This window comes from Pseudomonas sp. NFACC56-3 (assembly GCF_900100025.1).
GTDB lineage: Bacteria > Pseudomonadota > Gammaproteobacteria > Pseudomonadales > Pseudomonadaceae > Aquipseudomonas > Aquipseudomonas fluorescens_AA.
On record NZ_FMTK01000005.1, the window covers coordinates 19,017 to 32,441 of the forward strand.

Annotated in this window: 13 protein-coding genes and 1 pseudogene; 6 read left to right on the forward strand and 8 right to left on the reverse strand. The window is 62.2% G+C overall.

The features are described 5' to 3' along the window. The 6 genes and pseudogenes from BLO80_RS09325 to BLO80_RS09345 form a co-directional block, all read right to left on the reverse strand. A complete protein-coding gene (locus BLO80_RS09325) occupies nt 1-948 on the reverse strand; it encodes a DUF3829 domain-containing protein (protein ID WP_092327614.1) in 948 nt (315 codons plus the stop codon). Beyond that, complete coding sequence (locus tag BLO80_RS09330) at nt 945-2,612, reverse strand: J domain-containing protein (protein WP_092327616.1); 1,668 nt, start codon at nt 2,610-2,612, stop codon at nt 945-947. Before BLO80_RS09330 ends, BLO80_RS09325 begins: the two co-directional genes overlap by 4 nt. Continuing rightward, nucleotides 2,609-4,315 carry a molecular chaperone HscC gene (locus BLO80_RS09335; protein WP_092327617.1) on the reverse strand — a complete coding sequence of 569 codons (1,707 nt, stop codon included), beginning with the start codon at nt 4,313-4,315 and terminating at the stop codon, nt 2,609-2,611. Before BLO80_RS09335 ends, BLO80_RS09330 begins: the two co-directional genes overlap by 4 nt. Before the next feature lie 123 nt (nt 4,316-4,438). Further along, on the reverse strand, nt 4,439-4,741 hold the full coding sequence (locus BLO80_RS30585; protein WP_371914569.1) for an SIR2 family NAD-dependent protein deacylase: 303 nt from the start codon (nt 4,739-4,741) through the stop codon (nt 4,439-4,441). A 62-nt stretch (nt 4,742-4,803) separates the two neighbouring features. After that, nucleotides 4,804-4,914 (reverse strand): annotated as a pseudogene (locus BLO80_RS30590) (NAD-dependent deacylase); the annotation flags it as partial. A gap of 20 nt (nt 4,915-4,934) precedes the next feature. Beyond that, on the reverse strand, nt 4,935-5,363 hold the full coding sequence (locus tag BLO80_RS09345) for a DUF1810 domain-containing protein (RefSeq protein WP_092327619.1): 429 nt from the start codon (nt 5,361-5,363) through the stop codon (nt 4,935-4,937). A 227-nt stretch (nt 5,364-5,590) separates the two neighbouring features. Here BLO80_RS09345 and BLO80_RS09350 point away from each other — a divergent pair, with 227 nt between their 5' ends. Then, nucleotides 5,591-6,391 (forward strand): DUF3108 domain-containing protein, encoded by an 801-nt coding sequence (locus tag BLO80_RS09350; protein ID WP_256574175.1) that lies wholly within the window; start codon nt 5,591-5,593, stop codon nt 6,389-6,391. Further along, nucleotides 6,378-7,043 (forward strand): LuxR C-terminal-related transcriptional regulator, encoded by a 666-nt coding sequence (locus BLO80_RS09355; protein ID WP_092327620.1) that lies wholly within the window; start codon nt 6,378-6,380, stop codon nt 7,041-7,043. The genes BLO80_RS09350 and BLO80_RS09355 overlap by 14 nt, the downstream gene beginning before the upstream one ends. 4 nt (nt 7,044-7,047) lie before the next feature. Here the strand turns inward: BLO80_RS09355 and BLO80_RS09360 are convergent, their stop codons facing one another. Next, nucleotides 7,048-8,703, reverse strand: coding sequence for a sensor domain-containing diguanylate cyclase (locus BLO80_RS09360; protein WP_175459472.1), 1,656 nt, complete (start codon nt 8,701-8,703; stop codon nt 7,048-7,050). Nucleotides 8,704-8,996: 293 nt separating this feature from the next. Between BLO80_RS09360 and BLO80_RS09365 the strand changes: the two genes are divergently transcribed. Beyond that, entirely contained in the window at nt 8,997-9,908 is a 912-nt protein-coding gene (locus BLO80_RS09365) for a bifunctional helix-turn-helix transcriptional regulator/GNAT family N-acetyltransferase (RefSeq protein WP_256574185.1), read from the forward strand. A gap of 6 nt (nt 9,909-9,914) precedes the next feature. Here the strand turns inward: BLO80_RS09365 and BLO80_RS09370 are convergent, their stop codons facing one another. Further along, entirely contained in the window at nt 9,915-10,658 is a 744-nt protein-coding gene (locus BLO80_RS09370) for a GntR family transcriptional regulator (protein WP_092327624.1), read from the reverse strand. 134 nt (nt 10,659-10,792) lie between these two features. Between BLO80_RS09370 and BLO80_RS09375 the strand changes: the two genes are divergently transcribed. Genes BLO80_RS09375 through BLO80_RS09385 form a run of 3 tightly spaced genes read left to right on the forward strand, consistent with a single transcriptional unit; the run spans nt 10,793 to nt 13,387 of the window. After that, the gene (locus tag BLO80_RS09375; RefSeq protein WP_092327625.1) at nt 10,793-11,632 is read left to right on the forward strand and encodes an ABC transporter ATP-binding protein; all 840 of its coding nucleotides are present in this window, start codon (nt 10,793-10,795) and stop codon (nt 11,630-11,632) included. Beyond that, nucleotides 11,629-12,630, forward strand: a complete 1,002-nt coding sequence (locus BLO80_RS09380) for an ABC transporter substrate-binding protein (protein WP_092327627.1) — start codon at nt 11,629-11,631, stop codon at nt 12,628-12,630. The genes BLO80_RS09375 and BLO80_RS09380 overlap by 4 nt, the downstream gene beginning before the upstream one ends. 7 nt (nt 12,631-12,637) lie before the next feature. Further along, complete coding sequence (locus BLO80_RS09385) at nt 12,638-13,387, forward strand: ABC transporter permease (protein ID WP_092327628.1); 750 nt, start codon at nt 12,638-12,640, stop codon at nt 13,385-13,387. Nucleotides 13,388-13,425 lie beyond the last annotated feature (38 nt).

Sequence of the window (13,425 nt, forward strand, 5' to 3'; positions counted from 1 at the left end):
TCAATACTGCGATTGCACCGCCGTGTTATAGCGCGACTGCAGTTCATCGTAACCGGCTCGTGCGGCGGCGAGGTCCTGGTTCAGTTCGCCGGCGTCGGCCCCGGCTGCCCAGTGCTGTTGCAGGCGCTCCAGGGCAGTCAACCATTCCTTGGCGGCGAAACCGATGTGGGTCCATACGGGCTGCTTGCCATTGGCCGAGCGCAAGCGCGGCAGGGCTTGCACGAGGGCTTCGGCGTCCTTCCAGCTGGCCATGAGCGCCTGTTGCTGGGTGAGCAATTGCTCCGGGCTTAACGGCGTGCCTTCGGTCATGGCGTCCAGGGCATTGATCGTCTCGCGTGCGAAGATCATGAAGCGCAGGGTATGCCAATGCTGGTCATGGCCCAGGCGTGTTTCAATGGCCGACAACTGTTGCTCGCGAACTTGCAGTTGCGGTCGCTCCAACGCCTGGCGCAAAGGTATCGCCTGGGTACGCAAGTCTTGCAGGTTCAGGTTGAAGGTGCGTTCGAGCTGATCGAGCTCGGGAGCAGGGGGCTCGTTCGACCGATCGCCCAGCCACCGTTCGATGGCCAACGCATCGGGCCGCAGGCGGTCATATGCCTGGACGTAGTGCTTGGCCTGGGCGTTCAGCTCCGGCTCCGAACTATGGAGCCACGGTTTGCAAGGCGCCTGGGTCCTCAGGAGATCGCCGGCGCCCATGCCGAATCCGGCAAAGCCCTGTCTGGGCAGCCATTTATCTTTGGGGGGCGTCAGCAGGGCGTGATAATCGGCGTAGCGCTGCTCCAGAAGGTCCGCGCCTTCCACCAGGCAGGTGGTAATGGCCTGGACCTCGGCCCAGTACGAAAGGGTGGTTTTGTCGACGACGGTTTCCGAACTGGACACTCGTTGCACCAGCCAGGCCATCGTCAGCAGGACGACAACCGCGGTGATAAAGGCGCGGGTGCTGATCATGGTTGTTTTACCTGGGCGGTGTCGACGGCATGCCACTGCTCTGCCGAAAGCTTGGAGGGGCAAGGCGAAGCCGTCAGTTGGCGGGCGGCGCAGGTTCGCTGGGGCCAGGCCTGGAGGCCTTCATTCACGGCGAGGCTCGAATGGCTGGCCAAGGCATTGCCCAGCAGCACCAGGGGCACCAGCATTCCCAGGAACAGGCCGATCAGCACATCCCCGGGCACGCGCTCATAGACTCGAGCAAAAAAGGACTTGCCGGATCGAGAGGCGGCACGCCGGCTGATGGCCGCGAGCACCGCGAGGATGCCGAAATAGATTCCCGCCGCAGGAATGCCGCCGACCAGGTAAATGAGCGCGCCAAGCAACCCGACCCAGAGACTCTCGCGAATTGGCAATGGCGCAGGACGCCGCAGGCTCAGCCAGTGGCCGTAGCGCGTACTGATTGATCGGTCGAGCCGCCAGGCGCCGTGGCTCAACGTTGCGCAGAAAGCATGCAGCCCCCAGGCGACGACACCGAGCAGCAGGGCGCGTAGGAGCATATCGATCACGCTGGTGAGGAACGCACCGCCCAGTCGATACTCCAGCGCCCAACTCATGTAGGTGGAACTGCCGAGCAGGGCCAGCGGCACGGCCAGGAGTGGCGGTTGACGACGCAGCGTACGCCAGTGTTCCGGGGCCAACTGCGGCATCTCTTCCAGCAGGTGCGGGTAGCGAAGCTCAATGGCGCGATACAGCGTTTCGCAGGCGGTCCAGTCCTCGGCACGGAAGGTCATGCCCAGGCGTATCCGGTCGTCTTCGTCGGATGACCCGAACAACATGCGTGCGGCCCGGGATTCGCTGCTGTCGCCCCCCTGGGCGAGGCGAGCCTGCTGCTGAAGGAACGTCGCGCAGTGGCTGCGGGCAAGCAGTTGACTCCACCAAGGCTCTGGGCAGGGGCTCGAGTGGCCGGTCTGTTTCCAGCCCTGTTGCGCGCAGATGGCATCGAACAACGGCTCCGACCAACCCGGTGCTTGCAGGAGGGCCATGGCCAGGCATCGGTTCAGCCATTGCCGAGCGTCCAGGGTCTGTAGCCACGGACTGGCATTGAGCTGGCGGGCAAGGTCGAGAAAGCGTTGGCTATCGTGCCAGGCCCCGGTCAGGCGAGACCATGCCAGATCCATGAGCCTGCCGCGCAACTGCTCGGTGTCGGTGCCGGGTAGGTCCTCGCGTTGCCAAGGGGTCAGCCAGTGCAACTGCTCGATGGCCGCTTCGGCCAGGTCGTAGGTGTCTTCCTGGGCCAGGCAACGCCCCAGCAGGCCGTGTTCGAACTCGCGTTCGCAGCCATAGAGACGCGCCTGCGACAGGCGAATGGCGAGGTTGGCCGCGGTGATTCCCTCCAGGCATTGCGCCGCCAGGCGTTGGGCCGGAGAGGGCCCCGACGGCGCCTGCGGCGGGGTTGGCGCTTCCATGGGAGGCAGGTCGATAGGCGCCGGCTGTTCGTCGTCGACGACTGCTGTTTCGTGCTGCCAGTCAGCCCATTCCAAGGCCTGCTCGTAAGCCTCGCGCAGGCGTTGGAAACCCTCGGGGTCTTCGTCCGGTCGATGCTGCTTGAGCAGGCTTGCATATTGGCGCTTGATGCTGCGCTTGTCGGCGTCTTCCGGCAGTCCGAGCACTGTCCAGCAGGTCATCGCCAGACACCTTCTTCCAGGCTGTCGAGCTGGGCGCTGATCTGCAGCCGCAATGCGCGGATGTCGTGCTGCTCCTGGCTCTCGAGCACATGGGCGAAGTGGGTCGCCAGCTCATCGATCCGTTGGCGCAGGTCGCCGCGGCTTTCCTGGTACAGACGCTCCAGCCGGGCGATCAGCAGGGTGTTGGGTTGCTCGTCACGTGGATGGATTTTCAAGGCTTCCAGGGCCTTGAGGCGCTGGCGGATCTCCTCGCTGTCCAGGACGCCGGCGTTGTTGGCGATCACCAGGTTGCGGCGTTCCCCCGTCTGGACGATCTGCGCATCGGCTTCCAGCAGGCCATTGGTGTCGTAGGTGAAGCGCACGTCGATCCCGACTTCGCCGGCAGGCATGGGCGGCACGGGGATCTCCAGTTCACCCAGGAGGATGTTTTCGCTGACCCGGCGGCTTTCGCCTTGATAGACCTTCAGCAGGACGACCTTCTGCTTGTCGCGCAGGGTGTACACGCGCTTGACCTTGCTGACCGGCACCACGCAGTTGCGTTCGATGATCGGCAGGTAATGGCCGGATTCGAGCTGGCCGCCATAGTCGACCGTGGTTTCGATGCCCAGGGAGTAGGGGCAGACATCGGTGAGCACGACTTCTTCCAGGGCCGCGTCGCGGCTCTTCAACCCTGCCTGCACGGCCGCGCCGAGGGCTATGGCCTCGTCGGGGTTGAGCTGGATCGAGGGAAAACGCCCGAACAGACTGGCGGCCAGCTTGCGAACCAGTGGCATGCGGGTGGTACCGCCCACCAGCAACACCTCATCCAGCTCGCTGGCGCGGATGCGGGCATCGCGCAAGGCGGTTTCGATAGGCGTTCGAAGGCGGCTGAACAAGGGCGCATACAGGTCGGTCAGGCCGGCCTGGGTGTATTCGCGGCGCCATTCGCGCTCGCCCTGGCGTACCGCGAACGTTGCGCTCGGTTCCTGGCCCAGGGTTCTGCGCACGCGTTCGGCTTCGCGGCGCAGCCGCCCGTAGAGCTGCGCATCTTCCAGGGCCAGCGGGCCATCGCTGCTGCCCGCCTGGGCGGCGACGAAGTCCTGCAGCAGCAGCGTGTCGAAGTCTTCCCCGCCCAGGTAGTTGTCGCCGGCACTGGCGCGTACTTCCATGATGCCTTCGAACAGCTCCAGGATGGACACGTCGAAAGTCCCGCCGCCGAGATCGAAAACCAGGAAGGTGCTGGCGTTATCGCGCTGGTGCAAGCCATAGGCGAGTGCGGCCGCAGTGGGTTCATTGATCAGTCGTTCGACCTTGAACCCGGCCAGCTCGCCGGCAATTCGTGTGGCCTTGCGCTGGGCATCGCTGAAATAGGCGGGAACGCTGATGACGGCCTCTTCCACCGGTTCGCCGAAATGCCGCTCGGCATCTTCGCGCAAGCTGCGCAGCACCATGGCCGAGAGCTCCTCGGCCCGGAACTGTTGATTGCCCAGCGTGGTGAGACGAGCGCTGCCCATATAGCGCTTGAAAAGCGAGGCGGTGACCTGGGGGTGGGTCTGCAGGCGCTCCAGGGCCGCGCGGCCGACCATGACGCGGCCTTCGTCGTCCAGGCCTACCACGCTCGGTGTCAGCCACTCGCCCAATGCGTTGGGTACCAGTTGCGCCGCGCCGTCGCGCCATGCTGCGATCAGGCTATGGGTGGTGCCCAGGTCAATGCCGACAATCATGTCCGTTGGATCTCCTTAATCGTTGCGTCGCGAGGGGCTACCTGCGAGCCGGTCATTTTATCAGGCATGTATCGGCGTATTCGTGGAAAACTTTGGGATCATGGGCGGGTTTTGCAGGAAGCATCAGCCCAACGCCTCGACCAGCCTCGGCAACCAGTGGGTCACATCGCCCACCAGCGTTTTATCGGAATCGGGCCCCATCGGTTCGATATTGATATGCACCAGCCAGGCGCCATGCTCGGTTGCCAATGTTGGAATCCGTGCCGCCGGGTAGACGTTTCCGGAAGTGCCAATGGAGAGCATGACGTCGCAGTCGCGAGCCGCGCTGAAGGCCAGGTCCAGTTCCCGTTCCGGCATTCCCTCGCCGAACCAGACGACATTGGGGCGGATCCGGCCGTCGCAGTGTGGACAACGCGGGGGTTCCAAGCTGTCGCAGTCCGGCCCGACATCCACGGGCAACGCGCCCAGAGGCCGGTCGAAGGATCACGGAAGGTGGAGATACCGCTTTGTGCGGAAATGCCGGCACCGGTAAAAATGACAAGGTGCCTGGCCGCTCGCAGGCGTTTCACCGTTTCGGCGAAAATGACTTCTGGATTCACCGTCTCATCCTCCCGTCAGATTAGACATTTTTTCTCTCTCGCCCCTTAAGTAGTTCCAGTGTTCTTGAGTCGACATTCACCCGATCCTCCAGCGCCTGGGCATACACGCAATGCTCGCCTGCGGCCGCTGCGAACAGCGTCATGCAGGACGCGAATTTCATGGCGTCGAGTGTCCCCAGGAGTTTCTCTACCGCGACGTCCGAGTCCAGGACGGCGCGGGTTGCGCACTCCAGTCGCGGTCCCAGAAGCGGGTGATGCAAATAGTCGCGCGCCTCTTCCAGATCGCGCAGGCCGTAATAGGTGGCGTTCTCGCTGACACCCAGGCCGCGTAATTGGGGAAAGATGAACCACATCCAGTGGCCTTCCTTGCGGCCGTGCCGTAGCTCGAGCAAAGCGCGGTCATAGGTTGACGCTTGGGCCTGGACAAAGCGCTCCAGTGATTCGGTCATGCGAGCCTCTGATACCGGTTTCAAGGCTGAAGAATGAAGCGCGGCCAGGTTCGATCAAAAGTAGTGGCTTTATGATGTCATTGTCTGGCGCGTATCGGTAGTCTCGATCATCACCCCCATTCAGAACGAGGGCAAAGCCTATAGCACACTTGCGCTATAGCGCCGGTCGGCACTCGACCCTAACCTATGAGCGCTATCGGGTTTTCGACCGGCCGCAACGAGCCTATTTGAACAAGGATCTGTTTTTGAAAAACACACCCGCCAGAAAGTCCAACGTCTGCCCGGCTTATCGCAAGCGCCTCGCAACGGCATTTGCCGTCTCGGCCCTTGTCGCCAGTGGCTGGGGTTCTTTGATCGCCGGTGCGTCGGCTGCCACTGCCAGTGAGACATCCTCTGCGGCTTGCACCAACGAGGCGGATTTCCAGGCCGGGACGGTAGTGGAGTATGAAAGTCGCGACAACCTGTCGCCAGCCACCAGTCGCGGTAAAACCGAGACGCTCGGGCGCGAGGCGTTTGCCGGCGCCAATCCGGTGGCTTCGGTGCACACGTCGTTCCTGAACAATGCGCCGTTTTTCCTGACGACGACCTTCGCCGAGATCAAGGACGGTCGGCTGATTCGTTACGGTGATCGCCATGGTGCCGGGGCATCGTTGATGACCACCACCTACCAGCCTCCCGCTTCCACACCGATTGATCTGCAACCTGGGCAGACCGTCACCGTCAGCTACAAAAACAAAGCGGTGAGCGCCGGGGGAACGGTCGAGTTCGATGTCGTCGAGAAGCTGACTTATAACGGGCGTGAAACGATCAAGACGGCCCTGGGGACGTTTGATACCTGCAAGTTCACCAATGAAATCTCCACGGGCCCGGTTTCGGCCGAGCAGCCGAAACAGGTTGTCGTTGTCCAGAATTGGTTTCCCGCGGACGGACCTTATCGTGGTCAGTCGATCCGATCCGTCACGCCTCCGGCCAATGGCGTTGCGCAGAGAATCAGTGAAGTCGTCAAGATGCAGTATGGGACACGATGAGAGACGCGTCTCGGGTCGGAAGATTTGCCGGATTATCGTGGCAGATGAGCATCCGCTGTTCCGAGAGGGGATGATGGTGTTGCTGGAGCGCCTGATACCTGACGCAGTGATCGAACAAGCAGGCAGCCTGGAGGAAGTACGGACGCTGGCAACGAATGGACAACCTCTCGATACGCTGATTCTTGAAATACGTCTTCCCGGCCTGGGCTCCATCAGCGAGCTCGCGCAGTTGCGCCAGGCACTCACGCACACCGTGATGATTGTGGTTTCGACGCTGGATGACAGCGATGTCATTGGCCGTGTCATGGCCACCGGTGTAGACGGGTTTGTCGGCAAGAGCCTTTCTCCCGACCAGGTCGGCCAGGCCATCGCCGATATTCGCCGTGGCGAAGTACGGGTCAAGTATGCGCCTTCGGGCTCGCTGCCACTCGGTCCCGATGATGACATGAGCAAGCTCACGTCACGGCAGCGAGAGGTCTGGCAATTGATCGCCGAAGGCAAGACCAACAAGGAAATCGCCTCAGCGCTTGAGATCTCTCCCTTCACCGTGCGCATTCACGTCTCTTCGTTGATCCGTGCGCTGAACGTTCCCAACAGGGCGGTGGCCGCTGCCCGTTTTGCCGGGCGCGAGGCGCTTCAGACCTTGCGCTAGCGCCTCAGACCTTCGAACCGGCATGGGCAGCCTCGTCGGTGCGCGAGGTGTCATGGAATTTCGCCTGGGACTTGCCCGCACGCTTGGCCCGGTAGAGCGCTTCATCGGCCTGGGCCAGCGCATCGGTAAACTCGCCGCCGGTCCACAGCGTCCCGCCGATGCTGCAGCCGATCGTGATCGACTCCCCGGCCAGCATGACCGGCTCGGCCAGTTTTGCGATGATGCGCTGGGCGGCGCCCTTCATGCTGGACAAGGATTCTCCGGTACGCAGGCGCAGCAGCAATACGAATTCATCCCCGCCGTGGCGCACAGCGATGTCGCCATCGCGCACAGCGCCCAGGAGCCGGAGGCCGACCTCCTGGAGCAATGCATCGCCGACGGCATGGCCGAAGCAATCGTTGATGGGCTTGAACCCGTCGAGATCCAGGCACAGCACGCCGAAGCCAGGCTGTACGTCGACCTCGCTGCGTACCGCCTCGATGTACTTTTCCAAGGCCGCCCGGTTCGGCAGGCCGGTGACGACATCGCGGTAGGCGATACCCTCGACCACGGCCAACTGACCCCTTTTTCGGGTGAGGCTGTCAACGAGGTGCCGGATCGCGACACTCAGCGTTTCGACTTCGCGCGTCCCCTTGAGCAAGGGAATCCCCACATCGGCGCCTTCGGAAAGGCGCGCGGCAGCCTCGGCGATGACGTTCACCGGCCCGGTGAGAATACCTGCCATGATCCATCCGATGACCGCGAACAGGATGGACAGCAGACCGCCCCAGAGGAGTATTTCATTGCGCATCTCACGTGCAGCCGCAAAGGCGATCTCGGCGGGCTGGCGTGTCACCACGGTCCATCCCAGGCCGGGATAGTCGTCGACGCCGACACTTTGCGCCGCACCTGCCATATAGAGCTTACCGTCCGGCCAGCGCTCGACCGACCAGCTTTGTCCGCGCCCATCGAGCGTAATCCCGGCGGGCTTGCCGATCATGTCCTTGGGGCCCAGCAAGACGGTGCCGTCCTTGCTGATGACCAGGAACTCCAGGCCAGGCAGGCGCTCCTGCAAGGGGTCGAAAAGCGATCGACCGACTTCCGCGGCCCATTCCCAGGAAAGATGCGTTGCGAGCACCCCCGTGAGATTTCCGGCGACGTCCTTGATTGGCATGCTGATATCGACGAATTTCATCGCTTCCCCGGAAGGATTCGGCAGCAACTTGGCCAGCAGGACGGCTTCGTGAACATCGCCAATGAATGTCTCTTCACGCGCCCTGGCAAAGACCGGCCGTTGCGAGATGTCGGCACCTGCGAGCACCCCGTTGGTCGATGCGACCACTTTGCCGTGGGCGTCGGTGAGGCCGATCCAGGAATAGTTTGGGAACTGCTGGCTAAGGTGGTCGAGCAGGGCGCGTGCTTCGCCGGGGCTCGCCGTGTTGCGCAGGGTTTCCAGCTTGCTCAGGACCGTGAGCGCTTTTGAACGGTTACTCATGTCGCGATCGAGGCGGTCGATCATCGAGTAGGCATATTCGCTCAGTTGCAGCCCGGTTTGCTCCTTGAGCCGCGAAATGGAGGACTCGCCGATAACGGTGCCGAAGATGCAACTGAGGAGCAGCACCACCAGCGCCACGACGATGGCGAAGCGTGCCTGCAAGCTTTGGAAGAGAGGGATATACATGTCGGGCCGCCATGGGGATGGGATTGGAAGGCCTTTATTCCATGGCGTTCTTGGCACGCATCCTCTCAAAATTTTCCAGTTTGGGGTACTGGTCCGCTCACCGCTGAGTGCGACGACAGGAGCACTGTCACTACCCGCCTTATCGCTGATAGGCCAGCCAACGGAAAGCTTGACTGAACGCACGGATGGGTATTTAGTTGTGCGGTACAACTAAATACCCATCCGCATTCGAGGTCCCCGTGAACCATTGCTCATCAGCCCTGATTGAGAAAATCCGTTCGGCGTCGCGTCTCATGGTGCGGGAGCTGGGGTTCATGCACACCACGTTGGCTGCGACGGGTTATCCGCCGTCGTCGGTGCACACCCTCGTGGAGCTCGGCAATCGCCAATTCCTGACCGCGGGCGAGCTTGTCGAGATGCTCGGCCTGGAAAAATCCAGCGTGAGTCGGATGGTGCGCAAGCTCATCGAGGCCGGCGAGATCGAAGAAATTACCCATGAACAGGATGCGCGGGCCAAGAGACTGCGACTCACCGCCCAGGGGCAAGACACCCTCCGAACCATCGATGCTTTCGCCACGCAACAGGTTGTCGCGGCCATGTCTCACTTATCCAATGAGCAATGTCAGACCGTGAGTGAGGGGATTGCCAGCTATGCCATCGCGCTACACGCCCATCGGCTCGGTACAGCGCCGCCTGCGCCGGCGCAGTTGGAGATTGCGCGTGGCTACCGCCCTGGCGTCATTGGCCGCATTGTGCAAATGCATGCGGACTATTACGCAAGGCATTCGAACTTCGGCCAGTTGTTCGAAAGCCTGGTTGCATCGGACATGGCCGAGCTGATGGGGCGCCTGCACAATCCGCGCAATGAGGTCTGGGTAGTTCTGGATAGCGAACGAATAGTCGGTTCGATTGCCATCGACGGTGAAGGCGAGGGCGGCAGTGCGGTGCTGCGCTGCTTCATCCTGGATGATTCGGCGCGCGGCCAGGGGGCTGGCAGGCGCCTGTTGGCCGAAGCGATGAAGTTCTGCGACGAGTGGGGCTTTAGCTCAACGATCCTCTGGACGTTCCAGGGGCTCGACGCTGCTCGCAAGCTGTATGAGGCGTTCGGTTTCAGGTTGGAGCAGGAGCAAGAGGGGCAGCAATGGGGGCGACAGGTCATTGAACAGTGTTTTGTCAGGCCGGGCCCAACCGCCTCGCCAATTTGAATCGTATCAATTGGCGCTATTGGATTTGAAAACCCCACTGAGCACGAAGGCATAGCGTTCCGGGCGGATGAAGAATGTCGTGCGGTCGCAGCAACGGCCATCGGCGAAATAGGACGTGCGCTCCATGACCAGCAGCGCGGCACCGCGTTTGACGTGCAGCACGCTGGCCAGGCTTTTGTCGGCTTCCTGTGCACGGATGGCCAGGTCGGCGCGGCTGACCGCCAGGCCGGTGATCGATTCGAGAATGGAATAGATCGGCTGATGTTCGACCTCAGCCCAGGCCACGCTGGCCAACTCTGCCGGCAGGTGGCTGCGTCCCAATGCGATGGGTTCGTCATCGACGAAGTGCAGTCGCTCCAGAAGCAGGCAGTCGTGCGCTTGCTCAAACAGACCCCGCAGGGTTTCCGGGACGGGCCGCAGGGCGTGGCTGAGCACCTGCATGCTCGGTTGCAGCCCTTGTAGCAACAACGCCTCATGAAAGCTGCGCAGCGCATCCAGGCCATGGCGTACCTGTTTGGCCGCCACGAAGGTGCCTTTGCCTTGCTTGCGTTCCACCACGCCATCGTCGCTGAGCTTGCCCACCGCCAGGCGAACCGTGACGCGACTCACCCCGAACCGTTCGCCCAACTGCGCCTCGGACGGGAGCTTGCCGCTGGGTTCGTAGTCGCCGCGCTGAATTTCTTCCAACAGTTGATGGGCGATCTGCTCGTAGAGCGAGGTGGTGCTGTCGCGAAGAATGGAGGTGGACACTGTCAGCTTCCATGGCTTTGAGTGGGGCAGGGTGCCTTCACTTCTAAGGTTATAAAAATAGGTTATTGGGACAACTTGTATTAATACGTATTATGTCGGGCGCTCCCATTGTAAACGACCTGACGACACTTGCCATGCCCAACACCTCCCCATACCCACTGCCACAAGCCGATGCCCTGACGGTCGATGACATCAGCTTCAGCTACCCCAATGGGCATCGCGTGTTTTCTTCTTTCAGCCTGAACGCCAGGCCCGGCGAGTTCGTCGCGATCCTGGGGCCATCCGGCTGTGGGAAAACCACCTTGCTGAACCTGTTGTCAGGGTTCGTGCAACCGCAAAGTGGCCGCATCACCATCAACCAGACAGCGGTACGCCCGGAGCGTTCGGAGTTGGGTTATGTGTTCCAGGCGCCGCAATTGTTTCCCTGGTTGAGCGCCTTGGAAAACGTCCGTTTTGGTCTGCGGATGAGCGCCCGCACCGACGAATCGCAGCAGCGTGCACAGGCATTGCAGTACCTGCGCCTGGTCGGTCTGGAGAGTGCGGCGCATCGGCTGCCGCACCAGCTTTCCGGTGGCATGCAACAGCGCGTCTCCCTGGCCCGGACCCTGGCCCTGGAACCCAGCGTATTGCTGATGGATGAGCCGTTCGCCGCACTCGATGCCATCAGTCGCAACAGCATGAACGAAGAGACGTTGCGCATCTGGGCCGAACTGGGCCAGACGGTGTTGTTCATTACCCACGACATCGACGAAGCGGTGTTCCTGGCCGATCGGGTCATCGTGCTCAACATCGCCCCCGGGGGCATTCACAGCGAGCTGGAGATCCACCTGCCGCGTCCCCGCAGCAACCTGAAAACCCGTCGCCTGCCGGCGTTCCTCGATTACCGCAATGAGCTGATGACGCGCATTGCCCAGGTGATGGACGCCTGCGACACCACGGTTCACCCCACCCCTCGACTTGAGCTGACAGCATGATCAAACGTTCGCTGCTTGCCCTCACATTGTCTGCCGCCACGTTGGCAGGCAGCGCATTCGCCGTGGCGGGCGAGGCGAAACCCTTGCGCGTGGGTTATGTCTTCGCCATGGCCAACGCCCCGGCGCTGATCGCCGACAGACAAGGTTACTACCGCGAAGAAGGCTTGAACGTCGACCTCAAGGCCTTGGGCGATGGCCCGGTGATCCAGCAGGCACTGGCCGCCGGTGAACTGGACGTGGCCTATGTCGGCACCCCGCCGGTGTACCAGTGGTTTTCCCGCGGGCTGCAAAGCCGGATCCTGGCGAAGGTCAATTACGGCCAGGCCGCGGTGATTGTCGACGCCAAGAGTCCGATCACCCAGCTGGAAGCGCTCAAGGGGAAAAAACTCGCCGGGGTCAAGAAGGGCAGTGGCATGGATGTGCTGCTGCGCGGTTATGTCCTGAAGGAAAAGGCCGGGCTCGATCCGGACAAGGACCTGGACATCATCGACATGCCGCCGGGCAACATGAACGCTGCCCTCGAGCGTGGCATCGTCGACGCGGCATTTTCCTGGGAACCCTTCGTCAGCCAGTCGGTGTTGCGCGGTTCGAGCCGGATCCTGCTGGACGTCAACCAGACGCTGCCCCAGTACCCGTGGTACGTGGTGATCGCCTTGCCGAAAACTTTGCAGGAGCGCCCAGATGACGTGGTGAAGCTGCTGCGCGCCCATCGCAAGGCCATCGCTTTCCTCAACGAACATCCCGCCGAATCGAACCGGCTCATCGCTGAGGCGTTCAAGCTCGAAGCGGTGCAAGGCCCGGACGGCAAGACCATCGCCCCCGAAGCCATCGTCGCCCAGGCCCGGACCCGCCTGGGCTGGTCGGCGGACTTGCAGGCGGCGGACATCCAGTTCATCCAGCGCCTGATGGATTACTCCCACGACCTGGGTTTTATCGACACCACGCTCAAGACCGAACAGATCGTGGATACCTCCTACCTGGAAAAAGCCGCGCACTGAGTCCGTCATGTCCTTGCCAAAACCGAATTGGGGATGGGCGTCGCTGCCATTCCTGTTGTTGATCTGGATCGCCCTGGCGAGCCGCTTTCCCACCTACATCCTGCCGCAGCCCTGGGACGTTGCCCGCGAGGCGCTGCGCTGGCTGAGTGACCGTTCGCTGTGGCAGCACCTGCAGGCCAGTGTGCTGGAAGAGCTGGGTGGTTTTTGCGCCGCGGTGATCGTTGCGCTCCTGCTGGGCACGGCCGCGGGCCTGTCCTCGCGCTTTCGCGATTTCATCTCGCCGCTCAACAGCCTGTTCATGGCCATCCCGCCGATTGCCTGGGCGCCGCTGATCATGATCATTTTCGGCCTGGGTTATGTCTCCATCGTGCTGGTGATTTTCATTGCCGCGATGTTCCCCATGGCGGTGACCATCCAGGAGGGCGTGCAGAGCATCCGCGGCGGTGAAGTTCGCGCGGCACGGACCTTGGGTGCCAATGCCTGGCAACTGTTGGCCCACGTCTATTTGCCGGCCTCGTTGCCGTTCGTGACCGCCGCCTTGCGCATCGGCTTCAGCCAGGGCTGGCGGGCGCTGGTGGCGGCGGAAATGATCGGCGCTTCCCGAGGCATCGGCTGGATGGTCGCCACGGGTGGGCAGATCGGCAACAGCAGCCAGGTGCTGCTGGGCATTGTCGTGATCGGCTTGATTGCCTGGCTCATGGAAAGTTTTGTGTTCCGGCGCATCGAGCGTCACTACCAGCAATGGCGCGTGCAATAAGCATCGCCCCACGTATTCGAACCCTTCAGTGGACCACT